Origin of the sequence: Maribacter aestuarii (assembly GCF_027474845.2) — a bacterium.
GTDB lineage: Bacteria > Bacteroidota > Bacteroidia > Flavobacteriales > Flavobacteriaceae > Maribacter > Maribacter aestuarii.
The window spans coordinates 99845-119423 of sequence record NZ_CP107031.2; the positions used below are offsets into that span (position 1 = coordinate 99845).

12 protein-coding genes and 1 pseudogene are annotated in these 19579 nt (G+C 40.9%); 10 read left to right on the forward strand and 3 right to left on the reverse strand.

The window, feature by feature from the left end; genetic code table 11:
* Positions 1–38: 38 nt before the first annotated feature.
* The 3 genes and pseudogenes from N8A89_RS00500 (at position 39) to N8A89_RS00510 (ending at position 4579) form a co-directional block, all read left to right on the forward strand.
* Positions 39–1229, forward strand: a complete 1191-nt coding sequence (locus tag N8A89_RS00500; protein ID WP_281540478.1) for an acetyl-CoA C-acyltransferase — start codon at positions 39–41, stop codon at positions 1227–1229.
* 12 nt (positions 1230–1241) lie between these two features.
* A pseudogene (locus tag N8A89_RS00505) lies at positions 1242–3052 on the forward strand (acyl-CoA dehydrogenase family protein).
* Between the two features lie 99 nt (positions 3053–3151).
* Positions 3152–4579 (forward strand): pyridoxal phosphate-dependent decarboxylase family protein, encoded by a 1428-nt coding sequence (locus tag N8A89_RS00510; RefSeq protein ID WP_281540479.1) that lies wholly within the window; start codon positions 3152–3154, stop codon positions 4577–4579.
* A gap of 96 nt (positions 4580–4675) precedes the next feature.
* Here the strand turns inward: N8A89_RS00510 and N8A89_RS00515 are convergent, their stop codons facing one another.
* Complete coding sequence (locus tag N8A89_RS00515; RefSeq protein WP_281540480.1) at positions 4676–6478, reverse strand: glycoside hydrolase family 15 protein; 1803 nt, start codon at positions 6476–6478, stop codon at positions 4676–4678.
* A gap of 102 nt (positions 6479–6580) precedes the next feature.
* On the opposite strand from N8A89_RS00515, the gene N8A89_RS00520 reads away from it, so the two are divergent.
* The 7 genes from N8A89_RS00520 to N8A89_RS00550 all read left to right on the forward strand — a co-directional run bounded on the left by N8A89_RS00520 (position 6581) and on the right by N8A89_RS00550 (position 16531).
* Positions 6581–8794, forward strand: coding sequence for a bifunctional alpha,alpha-trehalose-phosphate synthase (UDP-forming)/trehalose-phosphatase (locus N8A89_RS00520; RefSeq protein WP_289644706.1), 2214 nt, complete (start codon positions 6581–6583; stop codon positions 8792–8794).
* 28 nt (positions 8795–8822) lie between these two features.
* On the forward strand, positions 8823–10358 hold the full coding sequence (locus N8A89_RS00525; RefSeq protein ID WP_281540482.1) for a nuclear transport factor 2 family protein: 1536 nt from the start codon (positions 8823–8825) through the stop codon (positions 10356–10358).
* Positions 10359–10367: 9 nt separating this feature from the next.
* The gene (locus tag N8A89_RS00530; protein ID WP_289644707.1) at positions 10368–11534 is read left to right on the forward strand and encodes an MFS transporter; all 1167 of its coding nucleotides are present in this window, start codon (positions 10368–10370) and stop codon (positions 11532–11534) included.
* A gap of 40 nt (positions 11535–11574) precedes the next feature.
* Positions 11575–12906: a M28 family peptidase gene (locus N8A89_RS00535; RefSeq protein WP_281540483.1), complete on the forward strand. Its 1332-nt coding sequence runs from the start codon at positions 11575–11577 to the stop codon at positions 12904–12906.
* 77 nt (positions 12907–12983) lie between these two features.
* The gene (locus tag N8A89_RS00540) at positions 12984–14618 is read left to right on the forward strand and encodes a M1 family metallopeptidase (RefSeq protein ID WP_430682046.1); all 1635 of its coding nucleotides are present in this window, start codon (positions 12984–12986) and stop codon (positions 14616–14618) included.
* 108 nt (positions 14619–14726) lie between these two features.
* Positions 14727–15638 (forward strand): pentapeptide repeat-containing protein, encoded by a 912-nt coding sequence (locus N8A89_RS00545; RefSeq protein WP_281540484.1) that lies wholly within the window; start codon positions 14727–14729, stop codon positions 15636–15638.
* Positions 15635–16531, forward strand: coding sequence for a nucleotidyltransferase domain-containing protein (locus N8A89_RS00550; protein ID WP_281540485.1), 897 nt, complete (start codon positions 15635–15637; stop codon positions 16529–16531). The genes N8A89_RS00545 and N8A89_RS00550 overlap by 4 nt, the downstream gene beginning before the upstream one ends.
* 186 nt (positions 16532–16717) lie before the next feature.
* On the opposite strand, the gene N8A89_RS00555 is transcribed toward N8A89_RS00550, so the two are convergent.
* Together N8A89_RS00555 and N8A89_RS00560 are read right to left on the reverse strand one after the other, a co-directional pair.
* On the reverse strand, positions 16718–18772 hold the full coding sequence (locus N8A89_RS00555; RefSeq protein ID WP_289644708.1) for a chitobiase/beta-hexosaminidase C-terminal domain-containing protein: 2055 nt from the start codon (positions 18770–18772) through the stop codon (positions 16718–16720).
* A 2-nt stretch (positions 18773–18774) separates the two neighbouring features.
* Positions 18775–19569 carry a chitobiase/beta-hexosaminidase C-terminal domain-containing protein gene (locus N8A89_RS00560; RefSeq protein WP_281540488.1) on the reverse strand — a complete coding sequence of 265 codons (795 nt, stop codon included), beginning with the start codon at positions 19567–19569 and terminating at the stop codon, positions 18775–18777.
* Between the last annotated feature and the right edge of the window lie 10 nt (positions 19570–19579).

Sequence of the window (19579 nt, forward strand, 5' to 3'; positions counted from 1 at the left end):
CATCTAAAAATCAAAAAATCTAATAATCGAAATAAAACATGAAAACAGCATATATAGTTAAGGGATATCGAACTGCGGTAGGTAAAGCGCCAAAAGGAGTATTCCGATTCAAAAGAACGGATGAGTTGGCAGCGGAAACTATCGAATACATGATGAAAGAACTTCCTCAATTGGATAAAAAGCGGATTGATGATGTTATCGTTGGCAATGCCATGCCAGAGGGCTCACAAGGTTTGAACATGGCAAGGCTAATCTCCTTAATGGGATTGGACATTGTTGATGTTCCCGGGGTAACCGTAAATAGATTTTGTTCTTCCGGAATCGAAACAATAGGTATAGCTACTGCCAAGATACAGTCTGGAATGGCAGATTGTATCATCGCTGGAGGTGCTGAAAGCATGAGTTCCGTACCCATGACAGGATATAAGACAGAATTGAACTACGATGTGGTGAAAGCAGGTCATGAAGATTACTACTGGGGTATGGGAAATACAGCAGAAGCTGTGGCCAATGAATTTAATGTTTCTAGGGAAGATCAAGATGAGTTCGCTTATCAATCGCACATAAAGGCTTTAAAAGCACAAGCAGAAAATCGTTTCCAGGATCAAATTGTTCCCATAGAAGTGGAACAGACTTTTGTAGGCGCCGACGGTAAAAAAGCAACTAAGAAGTATACCGTAACTAAAGACGAAGGTCCACGTGCAGGTACCTCAGTTGAAGTTTTGAATAAATTAAGACCCGTTTTTGCAGCTAACGGAAGCGTAACTGCAGGGAATTCCTCCCAAATGAGTGATGGTGCTGCATTTGTTATGGTGATGAGTGAGGAAATGGTAAAAGAACTGAATTTAGAACCTATAGCCAGGTTGGTGAATTATGCCGCCGCAGGTGTGCCACCAAGAATTATGGGTATAGGGCCGGTAGCTGCCGTTCCCAAAGCCCTGAAGCAAGCCGGGTTAAAACAGGACGATATTGAATTAATTGAATTGAACGAAGCCTTTGCTTCGCAATCCTTAGCGGTTATCCGCGAATTGAAGCTTAATCAAGATATCGTTAACGTGAACGGAGGCGCCATTGCTTTAGGTCATCCACTCGGTTGTACGGGAGCAAAATTATCAGTTCAGTTGTTCGATGAAATGCGCAAACGTAACATGAAAGGTAAATACGGCATGGTAACCATGTGTGTTGGCACCGGACAGGGCGCAGCTGGAATTTATGAATTTTTGAATTAAAAAAATACGATTATGAATACTGAAACTATGCAAAAAGATATTCTTAGAGGAGGCCAATTTCTCGTCAAAGAAACCAATTGCGAAGATGTCTTCACTCTTGAAGATTTGAACGAAGAGCAAAGAATGATGCGTGAAAGCACCAAAGAATTTGTTGACCGCGAACTTTGGGCCCATTGGGAGCGCTTTGAAAACAAGGACTACGCCTATACGGAAGAAACCATGCGAAAGGCTGGCGAACTCGGTTTGCTTAGTGTTGCCGTGCCGGAATCTTATGGAGGTATGGGAATGGGCTTTGTTTCTACCATGCTGGTATGCGATTATATTTCTGGTGCTACAGGGTCATTTAGCACAGCCTTTGGAGCCCATACAGGAATTGGCACCATGCCTATTACTTTATACGGTACGGAAGAACAAAAACAAAAGTATGTTCCCAAGCTTGCTTCAGGTGAGTGGTTTGGAGCGTATTGTTTAACAGAACCGGGAGCAGGGTCGGATGCCAATTCGGGGAAAACTAAAGCTGTCCTTTCCGAAGATGGAAAGCATTATGCAATTTCCGGACAGAAAATGTGGATTTCAAATGCTGGCTTTTGTAACCTTTTCATCGTATTCGCTAGAATTGAGAACGATAAAAATATCACTGGATTCATTGTTGAAAATGACTCGTCCAACGGTATTACCCTTGGTGATGAAGAAAAAAAATTAGGGATACACTCTTCTTCCACGAGACAGGTCTTCTTTAACGAGACGAAAGTCCCTGTTGAAAATATGCTGTCCGAACGTGGTAACGGTTTTAAAATAGCTATGAACGCTTTAAACGTTGGCCGTATTAAACTAGCAGCAGCGTGCTTGGATGCACAAAGAAGGGTGATTAACGAGGCTACCAAATACGCTAATGAACGCATTCAGTTTAATACACCGATTATCAATTTTGGAGCTATCAAGGCAAAGATTGCCGATATGGCGACTAACGTTTATGTGGATGAGGCAGCATCTTATCGGGCGGCAAAGAACATAGAGGATAGAATAGCCATCAGGGAAGCTGAAGGGAATTCACATCAGGATGCGGAGTTGAAAGGCGTCGAGGAATATGCCATTGAATGTTCCATTCTCAAAGTAGCCGTTTCAGAGCACGTGCAACAGACTACGGACGAAGGGATTCAAATCTTTGGAGGTATGGGCTTTAGTGCCGATACACCGATGGAATCCGCCTGGAGGGACGCTAGAATAGCTAGGATTTACGAAGGTACTAATGAAATCAACAGAATGTTGGCCGTCGGAATGCTCGTGAAAAAGGCGATGAAAGGCCATGTAGATTTACTTGGACCTGCAACGGCGGTAGGAGAAGAACTAATGGGCATCCCTTCATTTGATACACCGGACTATTCTGAGTTATTTGCGGAAGAGAAAGATCGATAAAAAGATTGAAAAAAGTGTTCTTGATGGTGGCCGGAAGTGCGGTTCAAAAATTTGGACCCCAGCTCGATGAACACCAGCAACTACTATTGTCCGCATCAGATATTTTAATCCAAGTTTACCTTGCGGAGTCGGCATTATTGAGAACGGAAAAAAACGTAAAAAGATTTGGCGAGGATGCGCAATCAACCCAAATTGCCATGTCCAAATTATACCTCTACAGAGCTACGGACATCATTGTACAGAAAGGCAAGGAGGCCATCGTTTCGTTTGCCGAGGGCGACGAGCAACGTATGATGTTAATGGGCTTAAAGAGATTTACAAAGTATACCAATAACCCGAACGTAGTAGCTTTACGTACACAAATTGCGGATAAAGTAGCTTCGGATAACGGGTACACCTTTGACTAATTCAGATTACCCTTTTGTTTGTTAGACAGAAGAAAAGCCGCTCCCAAAAGGAGCGGTTTTTTATTTGTTCAAGAAGTTAGAAGCATCTAATTTTAGCCTATGAACAAATCCATCCTGGAATCCGTTTATTCCCCAGAAACTTTTAAGGAAATGGGACATCGCCTGGTAGCTGACCTCGCTGAGCATTTAGACGATAAGCTTAATGAAAAAACCCATAAGGCCATTCATTGGAACGAACCCGATGATGAGTTGCATTTTTGGCAAGAGTTCTTAAAACATGGCGATAAGGAAGAACTTTTTAAGGAGATAACGAAAAGAACAACCTACGTCCATCACCCAAACTACATTGGGCACCAAGTAAGTCCAGCAGCTCCGATTACCGCCTTAACCGGCATGATCAGTTCTCTTTTGAACAACGGTATGGCCGTCTACGAAATGGGTATGGCACCCAGTGCGATAGAAAGAGTAGTTACCGATGTACTTTGCAATAAAATAGGCTACTCAAAGAGAGCCAAGGGTTTTTTAACTTCTGGAGGTACGCTCGCCAATCTGACCGCATTATTAACAGCTCGCAGGGCCATTTTAAAGCAAGATATTTGGAATAATGGCAATCGTTCACCAATAGCCATAATGGTAAGTGAAGAAGCTCATTATTGTGTTGACAGGGCCGCTAAAATTATGGGGCTGGGAGAACAGGGAATTATTAAGATTCCGGCAACGGCCAATTTTCAAATGGATACTTCCGTTTTGGAGGAAAAGCATCAAGAAGTAAGAGCAAAGGGAATCGAGGTGTTTGCTATTGTTGGTAGCGCTCCGTGCACGGCAACAGGTATGTTCGATGATTTGGATGAAATAGCTGCCTTTGCCAAAAAATACAAAATATGGTTTCATGTGGATGGGGCCCACGGAGGAGCGGGGGTTTTCTCAAAGAAATACAAGCATACCTTAAAAGGTATAGAAAAGTCCGATTCCGTCGTAATCGATGGGCATAAAATGATGATGATGCCAACCATTACCACTGCCCTACTCTATAAAAATGGTAAGTATACGAACGCGACCTTTAGTCAAAAAGCGGACTACTTGTTGACGGAATCGGAACATGAAGATTGGTACAACTCGGGTAAAAAAACCTTTGAGTGTACCAAGACCATGATGAGTATTCATTGGTATACGCTCCTAAAAATGTACGGAGAGTCTGTTTTTGAAGCCTATGTGACAAATTTGTACGATATGGGAACCCATTTTGCTTCCATTATTGAAAAGGAACCAAACTTTGAACTTGCGGTAAAACCAATGTCCAACATTGTTTGCTTTAGGTTTATCAATTCAGCATTAGACCTTAATGAACACAATAGGTTAAATGCCTCAATCCGACAAAAGCTCCTGGAAGATGGAGAGTTTTATATTGTTCAAACTAAACTGAGGGGTATACATTTTTTAAGAGTCACGGTTATGAATCCCTTTACCACCGAAAAACACTTTAATAGGCTTCTGGATAAAATAAAAGATTTTGCGAAAAACGCTTGAATTTAAAACTTAATAGGATACTCCCTTGACCCAATTCCAAAGATTGTTTTCAATGTAATCTTAAGCACTGAAGAAATTGTCTCTTCAAAAGTGTTTTTAGGACCTAATGGACTCCAATACCTGTGCTTCACTCTCCTTTTTAGAAAAATTGATGGCACATTCAATCAACGCCAAGTGGGAGTAAGCTTGCGGGAAGTTCCCCAAAAGTCTTTTGGTCTTAAAATCAATATCTTCACTAAACAAACCTAAATGATTACTATAAGATAGAAGTTTGTCAAAATGGGCCATAGCTTTCTCCTCCTCGCCTATTTTAAACAAGCTATTGATGAACCAAAAGGTACAAATTGTAAAGGATGATGAAGGCAGTCCAAAATCATCTTCATTCTTGTAGCGGTACAATAAACCGTCGTTACTTAGTTCTTTCTCAATGGCTTTAACCGTACTCACGTATTTTGGGTCCTTCGCATGAATAAATCCATAGGATTCCATCAATAAAACAGAGGCGTCCATGTCCAGAGAACCATAGGATTGTGTAAATGCGTTCACTGCAGGATTCCAAGCATGGTCATGAATATCTTTTTTAATTTCTTGTTCCAAAGCCGTCCACTTCTCTATTTTACGTCCTTTTTTAAAGAGTCTGGCTACTTTTATGGCACGATCAATCGCTACCCAGCATAGTACTTTTGAAAAGGTAAAATGGCGGTCTTCAGACCTGAACTCCCATATACCCTTGTCGGCTTCCTTCCAGTGGTTGGAGACTATCCATACAATACCTTTGGTAATGCCCCAAAGCTCTTCGCCATTTTCAATATCATTGGTATATTTGGAGAGTTGCTCATAAATAACATCCATCAGAATACCATAAATGTCGTTCTGCTTCTGCTTATAGGCCGCGTTCCCAATACGAACAGGACTAGAGCCTTTATATCCCTCCAAATGGTCCAATGTTAGTTCGGTCAGCTTCTTCTCCTTGTTGATGCCGTACATTATCTGTAATTTCTCATCCTTATCGGGAATCAGGTCAACTATAAATTGTAAATATCGTTTGGCTACATTCCTATGTCCAAGATCACCAATCACCTTAATGGCCATAGAAGCGTCACGAATCCAGCAAAAACGATAATCCCAATTCCTGACCTCTCCGATAGTTTCCGGCAATGAAGTGGTAGCAGCGGCGAGTACCGCACCGGTTTTATCATAACTTAACAATTTCAATGTAATGGCGCTACGGCTTATTTGTGCGTTGTATTTCTTATAATTAGGGGTTTTACTGCTCCAATTAAGCCAATACACTTTGGTCCGCTCCAGTTCTGTATATATTTTACGCACAGTGGGTTGGAATAATTTTTCGTTATATCCCAATAGAAAGTAACCGTCCTTGTTTAGAGTAATTTCCCTACCATCCAATACGGCATTCTTATTAAAAGAAGTGTATAAAAAACAAGTGTCGAACTTTTCGCCATGAGTCAGGCTTACTATAAAGTTTTTCTTTACATAAGTCTCTGTTTTTCCCTTGGCATATTCCAATTTTGGATTGTAAACTATTTTAAAAATTGGCTTTCCTTTTATATGTTTAAAATATCGGATTAATTCTGGAGGTGCATTATAACCACCGCCTTCCTTACGGTATCGGGGCATGAAATCACGGATTTCGAATATATTTTCACCGTCCGAGAAATGCGTAATCAAAACGGCCGTATGCTTTTTATATCGCTGTGTTATCGTATAGGAATCATCGACTAAAATCTCAAAGCTACCTCCTATCTTATCATCCAACAATTTTGCAAAAACCGAGGAGGAATCAAATTCGGGCAAACAACACCAATCTATACCCCCATTTTTTGATACCAACGCGGCACTTCTACAATTCCCTATAATTCCGTAGTCTAAATTATCCATTCAATAAAAATCTTAATTCATTGGGGCTTACAATTGTTATTGCCCTTCTTTTTCCCGAAATTGAGAGAAATTAAATTCAAATCAAAGCAAAACTTGCTATTTATGGCTAAAACTATCATAATCTCAAATAGACTCCCCGTACAATTACAAATTAGCAATGGAGACATCACTGCTATCCCAAGCGTTGGAGGGTTGGCAACGGGTATGAAATCCGTTCATTCTGGCGGAGATAGCCTTTGGATCGGGTGGAGTGGGCTTACGGATGAAGAAATTCCAGAAGAATTGGCACCAAAAATAGACAAGGCCTTGGCCGAACATGGTTCGTCTAAAGTCAATTTGACCGAGAAGGAGGTCGATGGCTTTTATTACGGATTTAGTAATAGAACCGTTTGGCCCCTATTTCATTACTTTTTGGAATACTCGGAGTTTGAATTGAACAGCTGGGAAATTTACAAGGCCGTTAACCAAAAATTCGCAGATGCCATTTTAGAAAAAGCAGGAGATAGCGATACTATTTGGGTGCATGATTATCAATTGATGCTGGTTCCACAAATGGTACGGGAAAAACGACCTAATATCTCCATAGGTTTCTTCTTACATATTCCCTTTCCTTCGTTTGAAATATTCCGAACACTCCCTTGGCGCCGCGAAGTACTTTTAGGACTCTTAGGGGCTGACCTCATTGGTTTTCATACCTATGATTACGAAAGACACTTCCTAAGTTCCGTAAGACGTTTGTTGGGGCTAGATGTTAGTTTTAACGACATTTACCTGGACGATAGGGTAATTAAGGTGGATTCTTTCCCAATGGGGATTGATTATAAAAAGTTCAGTGAAGCAGCAAAGGAACATTCACAACGTAGCGAAAAACAAAAATCGGAGCTTCAGAAAAGATTGGACACGCATAAGAAATCGGCTCCAGACGCTAAATTCTTTTTGTCCATTGACCGGCTGGACTATTCCAAGGGAATCGCCAAACGTCTGAACGCATTTGAATATTTCTTGAATAAATACCCACAATACAAGGAAAAGGTGCGTCTTATCATACTTGCCGTTCCTTCACGATCCAATGTACCCCAATATAAACTTTTAAAGAAAGAAATAGACGAGTTGGTGGGGCGTATCAACGGTGAGCTCTCAACGGTAAGTTGGACGCCGATATGGTATTTCTATCGATCGATGCCTTTTGACAACCTTATTGATTTATACACCACTTGTGATATTGCTTGGCTGACCCCCATTAGGGACGGGATGAACCTCGTAGCCAAAGAATACATCGCTACGCGAACGGATAAGACAGGTGTCCTAATTTTAAGTGAAATGGCAGGTTCCGCGAACGAAATGAACGAATCACTCCTCATAAACCCGAACAATTTTGAACAGATTGCGGATACGTTGGATAAGGCCATCAACATGCCCAAAAAAGAACAGCAAGAACGCAACAGTATTTTACAAAAACGTCTAGCTCGCTATAATGTAGAAAAATGGGCTAATGACTTTATGACCTCTCTGCTCAACCAAAAAGAGAAAGATCTAACTTATATTTCGAGAAGATTATCCGTTGACTTGATGAACATCATAATGAAGAATTATACTAAGGCGAAAAAAAGACTGGTATTTCTTGACTATGATGGTACTTTAGCCGGATTTCATAACGACCCACAAAAGGCGAGTCCGGACAAGGAACTGTATCGACTATTGGATGAGATTTCCTCACAAGAGAACACAGACATGTATTTGATCAGTGGTAGGGATAAAGAAACATTTACCAAATGGTTTTTACCCAAAAAGTATAATATGATTGTGGAGCACGGGGTTTGGATTTCACAGGGCGGCGAGGAATTTAGAATGTTAGAAAATGTAAAAAAGGACTGGATGGAAAAGATACTTCCCGTACTGGAATCATTCGTGGACCGCACACCAGGAAGTTTTATAGAAGAGAAGAACTACTCCCTGGCTTGGCATTATCGAAATACCGACCCGGACTTTGGTCAAAAACGTGCCGTTGAGCTTAATACCGTACTTACCAGTCTTATTGCCAATGATGATTTGAGTGTGTTGAACGGTAACAAGGTAATGGAAATAAAGAGCAGTAACGTAAATAAGGGAAGGGCTTCCATGCGGGTGTATTCCGAAGCGGATTACGATTTTGTCTTTGCCATTGGGGATGACTGGACCGATGAATTCATGTTCCAAGAACTACCGGAAGATTCTGTTACCGTAAAAGTAGGCCGGCAAAAAACCCAAGCGCGGTATTTTGTGGACAATACCAAGAACGTTCGTGATATTTTGGGTCGTTTTGCCGATAAGCGCTAATTCAATTTTACTTTTCAATAATTGCGGAATGAAACCACTCCATTACATCTTTTTATCAAGTATCCTGTTTACGATAAATGTAGCATCCCAGCAAGCCACAGAGGTTTATCTGGCAAGCTTGTCCATGGTAAACGACTCATTGAACCTTGGGGAAATATCCAATATCTCCAATAACGAAGGTTATGACAATCAGCCTTCATTCTATGACAATGAACACATCTTGTTTTCTTCAACAAGGAACGGTCAGACGGATATCGCCCTGTACACCATAGCAGATGGTTCCACTTCATGGATAACGGATACCCCCGATGGAAGTGAATACTCTCCCTTAAAAATTCCGGGTAAGGAGGCGGTTTCCGCTATTCGGCTGGACAAGGATGGCTTACAACGGTTGTATGAATATGATGTAAAAACAGGAAAATCAAAAGAGCTTTTAAAGGACTTGAAAGTGGGTTATCACGTTTGGTATTCCCCTGACATAATCGTGAGCACGGTACTCGTAGAGAATCGTATGGATTTGGTCGTATCCAATCTTAAGGACAATAGCAACTATACCGTTCAAAAAAATGTGGGGCGATCGCTTCATAGGATTCCCAATACGGATTTGATAAGCTATATTTCTAAAGAAAATATTGATACCGAAATTTGGACTATTAAAGCCTTGAATCCTGTCTCGGGTTCTGTAAATCTTATTCTAAATGTTTTAGAAAAAATAGAGGACATTACTTGGCTGTCAAACGAAACACTTTTAATCTCGGACTATAAAAGAATAGCAAAATATCGACCTAAATCCGATACGAAAATTTCAACCTTTTATAGATTTTCTCTAGCTGAGATAAGTGAAATTTCACGGCTAGCGGTAAGCCCTGATGGCAAACATTTGGCTTTTGTCGCTCAAGAGGCACCAAATAAGATTGTACAAAAACAAGTAGAAGCCTACAACGCCGGCGACTTGGACGCTTTTGTCAACTGTTACGATCAAAATGTGGTCGTTACCAGATTCCCTGTTGATACGCTTTATGTGGGCCACGAAAAGATGCGTAATAACTATAGTAGTCTCTCTCCGGATAACAAGGTATATGATGTTGAAGTGGTAAAACGAATCGTTATTGGGAATAAGGTAATTGACCAAGAAAAGGTTTCTAGCAATGGTAAATTCCAACAAATGCAGGTGGCACTGTACGAGGTAGGCAACGCTATTGAAAGTATGAGTTTTATATTTGACAAAGAGACCGAGTCAAGCCCGGAAGGTATTGTGCAAGAGCAATTGGATGCGTATAATGCACGTGATATCGATGGCTTTTTGGCCACCTACTCTGATGCCGTTAAACTTTACAGCTTTCCCCATAAATTGCAAACAGATGGGCAGGAGGCGATGCGAAAGGGCTATGCCGATTTCTTTGAATCTGCTCCCGACCTACATTGTGAGATAAAGAACAGAATGGTCATTGGCAACACCGTTATAGATGAGGAATACGTAACGGCCAACGGAAACACCTTCAACGCCGTTGCCATATACGAGGTGGAAGATGGAAAAATAGCCAGGGTCACTTTTGTACGGTAATAGCATCTATTGAAACCAAAACCATACATTTTACCAATTATCATTATTGCCCAATTTGCCTGTACCTCCCCTTGGTTTGCAGGTAATTCGATTTTGGGTGAACTGATCATCAAAACCGGATTGGGCCCTGAAATCGTTGGTTATGTTACCTCTTCCGTGCAATTTGGATTTATTACGGGCACACTTGTCTTTGCACTATTGATGTTGGCAGACCGCTTCTCCCCTTCCAAGGTATTTATGATCTGTGCTTTTTTGACGGCATTGTGCAACCTATATCTTATCTCGGAAACCATTTCTACATGGAGTTTGTTGTCCGCACGATTCGGTACTGGTTTTTTCTTAGCTGGAATTTATCCCGTGGGAATGAAAATTGCGGCGGACTATTACGAAAAAAGTCTGGGAAAGGCTTTAGGGTTTTTGGTCGGTGCATTGGTTCTGGGTACCGCATTACCTTTCCTCATCAATGGTTCAAATTTTAACCATTCTCCGAACAGCGTCATTTACACAACCTCCGGGTTAACAATTTTTGGGGGAATCCTTCTGTATACCTTGGTGCCTAACGGACCCTTTCGCAAGAAAAGCACGCATCTTAAGCTATCGGCCGGACCTCGCCTGTTTCAAATTACTAATTTCAGAAAAGCGGCCTTTGGCTATTTTGGACACATGTGGGAACTCTATGCCTTTTGGGCCTTTACCCCTTTTGCTCTAACTTTTTTCAATTCAATATCCGGGAAAGACATCTCGGTGCCATTATGGACCGGTATTGTCATCACCCTTGGCGCTATTTCCTGTGCAATAGGCGGAATGCTTTCGCAACGTTATGGCAGTAAAAGGGTCGCTTTTACGGCTTTATCTATTTCAGGCCTTTGTTGTTTACTATCGCCAGTACTTTTTCTGTCGTCATCACCCTTATTTTTGGGCGTATGGTGTTTATGGGGCATGGCCGTCACCGCGGATTCACCTCAATTTTCCAATTTGGTCGCCTCGGCATTGCCTAGCGAGCTTAAAGGAACGGGGCTGACTTTGGTGAACTGTATCGGCTTTGCGGTTACCATTGTAAGCATACAGTTGTTGTCTTCGTTAACTTTGGCAATTGGACCAAAGTACCTTTTTTTACTATTGGCGCTGGGTCCAGTTTTCGGCTTATCGCATTTAAAGGATCATAAAACCGATTAATTTTTAATACTTTTAGAAACACTTCAAAATCAAATAAAAAATGAGAATATTGCTGTTTTTTGGTCTATTGACCGTTTCCTTTATTTCATCTGCTCAAACCGACCAACGTATTTATGATATTATCGATGCCGTTTCCGCAGAGCGTACTGAAAATGATATTACAAAATTGGCCAATTTCGGTACCCGACATACCCTTAGTGATACGGTTTCGCAAACCAGGGGCATCGGCGCAGCGAGACGCTGGATAAAAAGCGAGTTCGAGAAAACATCCGAGGCTTGCAGCGGTTGCCTTAATGTCTTCTATCAAAAGGACTTGGTGAAAAAGGGTGCCAACCAACGGATCGTAAAAGATGTGGAAATAGTTAATGTTTTGGCCGTCCAACGTGGAACAAAATACCCGAACCGATATATCATCATGAGCGGTGATATCGATTCCCGCGTGAGCGATCCGACAAATTTCACGGACGATTCCCCCGGTGCCAACGATAATGCCAGTGGTATGGCAGGAACCATAGAAGCAGCTCGTGTACTTTCCAAATACAAGTTTGAAAACAGTATAATCTACATGGGACTTTCCGGTGAAGAACAAGGTCTTTTTGGAGGTGGCGGGGTGGCCGCTTATGCCAAGGAACAGGGTTGGGAAATCATCGGGATATTCAATAACGATATGATTGGAAATATTACAGGAGTTGATGGAATAACCAGTAGCACGGACTTTCGCATTTTCTCCGAGCCGGTGCCTCCTACCGAAACCGAAGAGCAACGTAGGGCACGCCGTTTTTACGGTGGTGAGGTAGATGGTATTTCCAGACAGTTGGCGCGCTATGTTCATAAAAACACCAAAAAATACATGCCAGAGATGAACCCAATGATGATTTACCGCTTAGATCGTTTTGGTCGCGGTGGACATCACAGACCCTTTAACGATGCCGGTTTCGCAGGCATTCGAATTATGGAGGCGCATGAAAACTATACCCAACAACATCAAGATATACGGGTAGAGGACGGAATCGCCTATGGGGATGTCCTGGAACATGTGAATTTCGACTATGCGGCGAAGCTCACCGCCGTAAATGCCATCAATCTGGCTTCCTTGGCTTGGGCACCTCCGGCTCCGGAAACGGTTAAAATTGGCGGAATCGTGGAACCATCCGCCAAGTTCCAATGGAGCAAGGTAGACGGCGCCAAAGGATATAAAATCTATTGGCGGGATACGACTTCACCCACTTGGGACAGTAGTCGCTACGTGGGCGATGTTACCGAATTCACTTTAGATGGTATAGTTATTGACAATTACTTCTTTGGAGTGTCCTCCGTAGGGGAAAATGGGTTTGAAAGCCCGGTAGTATTTCCCAATGGGGTTTTCAGGTAAATAAATATCAGTTCGAGTAATTTTCAATTTACTAAGCTAAACTTGAAAATTGTTCGAGAACAAAAAACGTATATGGTATGAAAAAAGGCTTATTTGCAACTGTCATGATGTTCCTGTCGGTGAGTTTGGTACACGCCCAAAACTTTACGGAACAGGATACCCTCCGTGGAAGCATTACCCCGGAACGCGCTTGGTGGGACCTAAACTATTACCATTTGGATATTGAGGTAAAACCGGATGAAAAATTCATAACAGGTAGCAATACCATCCGCTATAAAGTGCTGAACGAGGAACAAGTACTTCAGGTAGATTTACAGCCGCCATTACAAATTGAAAAAGTGACGCAAGATGGCAAAACGTTGAATTTTGAATCCAAGGTGAACGCGCATTTTGTAAAGTTGGAAAAGCCACAGAAAGTAGGCGATTTTAACGAAATAATCGTGTATTATTCCGGTAAACCAAAAGAAGCGGTACGGGCACCTTGGGACGGTGGATTTTCGTGGAAAAAAGACGAAAATGGAAAATACTTCATTGCCACATCCTGCCAAGGTTTGGGTGCTAGTGTATGGTGGCCCAATAAAGATCATATGTACGACGAGGTGGACAGTATGCTCATTAGCGTAAAAGCACCTAAGAATTTAATAAGCGTTGCCAATGGGCGCCTCCGAAAGATAGCAGAAGACACCAATACCAAAACCTACCATTGGTTCGTGAGCAATCCCATCAACAATTATGGGGTGAATGTAAATATTGGGGACTATGTTCACTTTGAAGAAAAATACAAAGGCGAAAATGGTGTGCTGGATTTGGACTACTACGTACTGCGAGACGACCTGAAAAAGGCCAAAGAACAATTTACCGACGTTCCAAAACTCATGAAAGCCTTTGAGCATTGGTTCGGGCCCTACCCTTTTTACAGGGATAGTTTTAAGCTGGTACAAGTGCCCTATTTAGGAATGGAACATCAAAGTTCCGTAACCTATGGCAATCAGTTTCAAAAGGGTTATTTGGGCAGGGATTTATCCGGTACCGGATGGGGGCTTAAGTTTGACTATATCATTATTCATGAGGCCGGGCACGAATGGTTCGCCAACAACATTACTTATAAAGATATTGCGGATATGTGGGTACATGAGGGTTTTACCACGTATTCCGAGGCGCTTTATGTAGACTACCACTACGGAAAGGAAGCCGGCTCGGATTATGCCATTGGTATTAGGAGCAATATAAAGAACGAAAGCCCGATCATAGGGACCTATAACGTAAACCAAAGAGGTAGTGGGGACATGTATCCCAAGGGAGCCAATCTGTTGCACACCATACGACAAATAATCGATGACGACGAAAAATGGCGACAAATACTACGTGGTTTAAATAAGGACTTTTACCACCAAACCGTTACTTCGCAACAGATTGAAAACTATATCTCTGAAAAATCCGGGAGAGATTTGTCCAAAGTATTTGACCAGTATTTGCGTACGACCCAAATCCCTCTGTTCGAATATCAAATGGAAGATGGTAACATCATCAAATACCGCTATACGAACGTAGTTGATGGTTTTGATATGCCTTTAAGGGTCTTTGTTGATGAGGAGCCATTATGGTTAAACCCAACAACAGAATGGCAGACGGAGCAAGCGGACCCGAATGCGGCGACTTTTAAAGTGGACCGAAATTTTTATGTAAATAAAAAAGAGCTTCAAGCAGAATAAGCGAATCGTATTCGTTTCGGATGCAAATAACTGGCGATAAATCTATAATAGAGATATGATCAATGATCATATTCAATTGTTGCGCGGCATTTAAACTGAATCAAAAATATGTTAGACAATTTTTTTAAATTAAATGGAGAACCCAAGGAGGTTAAAAAACCGTCTGATTTTAAGTCAATTGTTTCAGGTGAGCGAGGAGAAATTAGAGATATTCTTTATCGACCTGACTTTTTAAAGAATGATGAACCGCATCCTAGATACAAAATTCAAAGAAAAACTTTCATTAATGTAAGTTTTACAAAAACCAGGCTAAAGAATATTGACTTTACACTATGCCATTTTGAAGATTGTCTATTCATTGGCTCTCAAATTGTTAAGTGTCAATTTCATCAATGTACATTTAAGAATGTTAATACACATCAAATTAGTATAAAACAAACCTATATAGACCCAGTTAGCTTCAAGAAAAACTATGAAAGAAAGGATATAGAAAAATCAAATCTTGCTGTCCATTTATTTCAACAGTTACTAGATAACTCAAGAGATGAAGAACAATCAGAATTTGCCAGAGTTGCCAACTACTACTTCAAAAAGTGGCAAGGGCGATTAACACGAAGTAAGTACTTTAAAAATCAACCATATAAAATAAATGAGTGGGAATTTGCTGTCGAATACTTTCCTAACTTCCTGTATCGATGGATATTTGGCTATGGTTTACGTCTTAGAAGCTTTATTGCGACATTTTTGGTTATTTATGGCATATTCTATTTTATTAATATAAAATATTGGTGTGAATATGGATTTCACGTAAAAGACTTTGCTATTGCATCTTTTCAGTCTGAAAAGATTAGTCCTGTTGCGAATATATTCTTTACAGCAGATGCTATGACACAACTAGTAGATTCTCAATTTCAACCTAAAACAGATTTTGGAATGTCTATGCTAACCTTACAAGGTTTTTCCGGATTTATTCTTTTGAGTTTTTTAATTACAGTATTAATAAATCGTTTTGTAAAATGAAGAATTATAGTATAGCAATTTTTGGCAGCTCTCTAAGAGAAGATTTTGATAAATATAGTGATAGAGACTTATTAGTTGTAGCTAGTGATTTTGAGACTTTAGAGAAATTAAAGACAGTGTATTCAAAAGATGATTGGTCAATCTCTTATTACACATACTCGAAGCTTAAATATATATCAGATAATGGTAGTTTATTCATTAAACACTTACAAAACGAGTCTAAAATAATTATAGACAACCAAAACAGATTGCATAATATATTAAATGAATTTAATCCAAAGAACAACTACAATGAAGACATTCAAGATTGTGAAAACTATTTTGACATACTTAAAGTAGTTCCAAAAACAAATTTAGGTTTAGCTTGGTTTTGTGATAGTCTTTATGTTGGATTGAGGAATTATTTAGTATTTAAAAATGCAGAAAATGGGATTTTTGAATTTTCATTTATGAGTCTTTTAAACAGACTAAAAAATCAAGGAATAATAAAACAACCTGATGTTCAATTATTAAAGGAATTAAGAATTGTAAAGAGAAACTACAGAGAGGATATTTTTGATGAATTACCTTCATTAAATTTCGTTCAAAAAATAATACAAATTGCAAAAACTATAGGAATTTTAAAAACAGTAAGGATTGTCGATTCTTTAACATTTCAAAATATTATAGATAAATCTATTCTTAGAAAAGAATTCAACCCTTATCAAAGGTTGAGATTAGTAGAAGCATTTTATTGCTCACAAGATTTAAATATTCCTGAGTTGAAAAAAATAATTAGTAATCCCCAATTTTATTCATCAAAAATGAAGGATAATGATTATACAATGAATTTATTATCGAAAATAAAAAAACACCACACAACAACGTGTTTAAAATTGCGGAGTGATTACTAAAACGAAAATTAAACCATGTAGTTATAATCAGTGGAAGCCAGAAAAATTAGTACCTAGAAGTCACCACTTTTCATATACCCGTGTAAGCACATTCAGCTAAGCGTCCTTTTTTTCTGCGCTGCGCAATCCCCGCCATTAAACCAAATCGGCCTAAAATATTGCGTAAACCCTCCTTCCATAAGCTCACTAATTGACGACAATCTCATCAACAAATAACCAGCTTTTCCCTCCGGGATTTTGATGCCATGAAGGGTTTTTTAGGATGCTCTTTACCTCTACCCGTACATATTTAGCGGTAGTAGCAGGAAAACTAAGGTCAAAAAAGCTTTTTTCCACAAGGGAAGAGGGCTTTTGTTCCGGAAGTTTTTCGGTATGCCAGGACTTAAAATTTTTCCCATCATCCGAGACAGACACCTTAAAACCTGTGGGATAGAAAATCCAGCTCGCCGGAGCGGATAGCGCACCTACGGACACGGAGCTGACTTCCTTTTTTTCTCCCAAGGCCAGCGTTGCGTTGAAGTGAGTACCCTCGTACCCTACCCAATTCCCATCCACAAAATTACCGGAACCCCGTTTTAAATCAATTAGGGTGTTCCCTCCTTGGGCTTTATACTTTTCATTAGGTGGTTTGTTCAAAGTAATCCCCTCATAATCCATCGTACTTTTTTTATAGCTGGCGGAGACCACCTCGCTTTGCCCCCAACCTTTTTTGTACGTAATGGCATTAACATTTGTGGTATTCTTTAATACAATTGGCGCTATGTAAGCTGTGGAGGTAGAATCGGGAATGGAGCCATCCAAGGTATAATAAATGGCGGTATCATCAAAGGGGTAGCTCATTTCTACCTTCAATTCATTTTTAAAAAAATCGGAATCGGCAATGATGGTGGGAGGTAGTAATTCCGTCTCCCCAAATAAATCCTCATCTAGGGTATGCACTGCTATATTGGCATGTTCGGCCAGGAATGAATTAATACCCTCGTCCGTAATCTCCGTCTGCCATAAATACAGGTCTTGGAGGCTAGGCATTTGCTCGAGCACATCCAGCGCGGCATTGCTAACCCCTGTACCGTACAGATTTAGCGATTCCAACTTGTCCAGTTTCCGGACTTCCTCCATCGCCTTATCGGTAATGGGCGTGTTCTGTAATTGAAGTTTCGTAAGGTTTTCAAAGTCCGATAGGACCGGAACCAAAGTGTCGTTAAAATTGGTGTTCCCAAGGTTGAGCTCCACAATATGTTCTGCGTAGTCCTCTAAAAGGGAAAAAGAGTTTTCTTGAAGGTCTTTTCGGTTGGATAAATTCACGATATACAGCGGACTACCCTTTTTTAAGGGGTAAGCCGATATACCGACCGAGCTTAAGAGCGCTGGCCAGGTCTCCGGGACAGGTTCCAAGTTCTTTGCCAGCAAAGCCCTCGTAGAGGTGTCAGCCTCTAAATCGTTCAGGTGGCTTTGTATTTTTTTACTGCGCTCTAGATCCGACGTAATACAATTAAAACAATTGTCATTTTCTAACCACCAGTGTATCAAGTCAATTTCATTGGGTGTAAGTTGTACCTTTCCCTTGGGCGGCATGTGCTCCTCATCTTCCAAAGGTAGGGTCATACGGTGCGCCAGCAAAGGCTTGCCCGCATCAACCGAGTCTAAAATACTTCCCGACTCCCCACCCGCAAGAAATTCGGTCTGCGAAGTAAGCAATAGTTTACCCTCTGCTTTCTTGGCGTTATGACAGCTCACACATTTTCTATCAAAAATAGGTTGGACAATATCGTTGTACACCAGCGCTTTATCCACATCTTCTATAATAATTTCTTTGGTGTTCACTTTAGTCAAAAAGTCCTCCCCGTGGGTCATACTACCGCCCCAGTGTCCGGCCAAGATGAGCATGATGTTAGCCGTAATGAACAAGGGAAAATAGGATTGGCCTGCCCATTTTTGTTTGGCAGTTTTGGCGAAGAACAAAAAGATGGTTACGGCCGTTAAACTTATGGCCATCCATTTATGACGGAACAATAGCGTTTCGTCATAGGCCCCGTTGGACTCCAATAAGAGTCCGGTACCAATGGAGGCCAAGGCAGCTATGGCTCCAAACCCGAGGGCCAGTTTAATGACACTGGCTAGATTTTCTTTTGGTCTTAACCGCTGGTAAATTTCCAGAACAAAAGCGAAAACTATAATCCCAATAGGCAAATGAACCAGTACGGGGTGAAAATTTCCAATATTTATAGCCAAATATGTCATGCTTATTGTACTACTATTTCATCAATAAAAAAGAAGGGAATCGTTCCTTTACCCTGATGCCATTCTGGAATGGTTTCCATCAAATCTATCTGAATTTCTACATTCTTATAAGCTCCGTTAACAACAGGAACATCTAAAAGTTCCATTTGCTTCGGCGCTCCCTGCGTCGGTGCTTTTACCAAAAGCTCACCAATTTGTTTTGTATTGGAAAAGACCCGAATTGCCCGAGGCATAAATATCCAAGAACCATGGTCGTTGAGTGTGCTAAGGATAAGGTTGGAAACAGGAATTTCATCCTTAAAATCCATTAGGAACTTTACCTTGTTAGTTTGAAAACCCAACCACTTGTTTCCGGCCCTAAACTGGGTCGTGCCCTTCTGTAGGTCTACCAAACTCCTAGCTCCTTGTCCCGGATAATTTGGATGAGCCGCCGGGTTTATTGAAATATTCGCATCCGATACTTTTTGTTTTATGCGCAGTAACTGGGTGCGTATCTCCTGACTTTCTTGGTATTGAGGATGGAATACCCTAAAAGCAAATTCAGAAGTTTTGGTCACCTGAATGGGCTGCGTATAGGGTTGGGACGTTGCCGTAACTTCACTTCCGTCTTCCGTGTATCTGATAATGGCCTCGGGCATGTCAAATTTTGCCTCCAATCGGGCCGATTTAGCGAATAGCAGGGAATCGATTTGCACTATTGGCGGTGCCAACTGGAAAATCTCCGCTGATGCAAAACTCCCCTCTTTTTCTTCTTCACAAGAAAACAGGAGAAGACATATACAAAATATGTAGCGCATCCTATTTTGC

Bases quoted from the DNA above. Each gene is read 5' to 3' on its own strand.
- N8A89_RS00535 (WP_281540483.1), top strand. From the start codon at position 11,575: ATGAGAATATTGCTGTTTTTTGGTCTATTGACCGTTTCCTTTATTTCA.
- N8A89_RS00545 (WP_281540484.1), top strand. From the start codon at position 14,727: ATGTTAGACAATTTTTTTAAATTAAATGGAGAACCCAAGGAGGTTAAA.
- N8A89_RS00525 (WP_281540482.1), top strand. From the start codon at position 8,823: ATGAAACCACTCCATTACATCTTTTTATCAAGTATCCTGTTTACGATA.
- N8A89_RS00510 (WP_281540479.1), top strand. From the start codon at position 3,152: ATGAACAAATCCATCCTGGAATCCGTTTATTCCCCAGAAACTTTTAAG.
- N8A89_RS00560 (WP_281540488.1), bottom strand. From the start codon at position 19,569: ATGCGCTACATATTTTGTATATGTCTTCTCCTGTTTTCTTGTGAAGAA.
- N8A89_RS00500 (WP_281540478.1), top strand. From the start codon at position 39: ATGAAAACAGCATATATAGTTAAGGGATATCGAACTGCGGTAGGTAAA.
- N8A89_RS00540 (WP_430682046.1), top strand. From the start codon at position 12,984: ATGAAAAAAGGCTTATTTGCAACTGTCATGATGTTCCTGTCGGTGAGT.
- N8A89_RS00515 (WP_281540480.1), bottom strand. From the start codon at position 6,478: ATGGATAATTTAGACTACGGAATTATAGGGAATTGTAGAAGTGCCGCG.
- N8A89_RS00520 (WP_289644706.1), top strand. From the start codon at position 6,581: ATGGCTAAAACTATCATAATCTCAAATAGACTCCCCGTACAATTACAA.
- N8A89_RS00555 (WP_289644708.1), bottom strand. From the start codon at position 18,772: ATGACATATTTGGCTATAAATATTGGAAATTTTCACCCCGTACTGGTT.
- N8A89_RS00550 (WP_281540485.1), top strand. From the start codon at position 15,635: ATGAAGAATTATAGTATAGCAATTTTTGGCAGCTCTCTAAGAGAAGAT.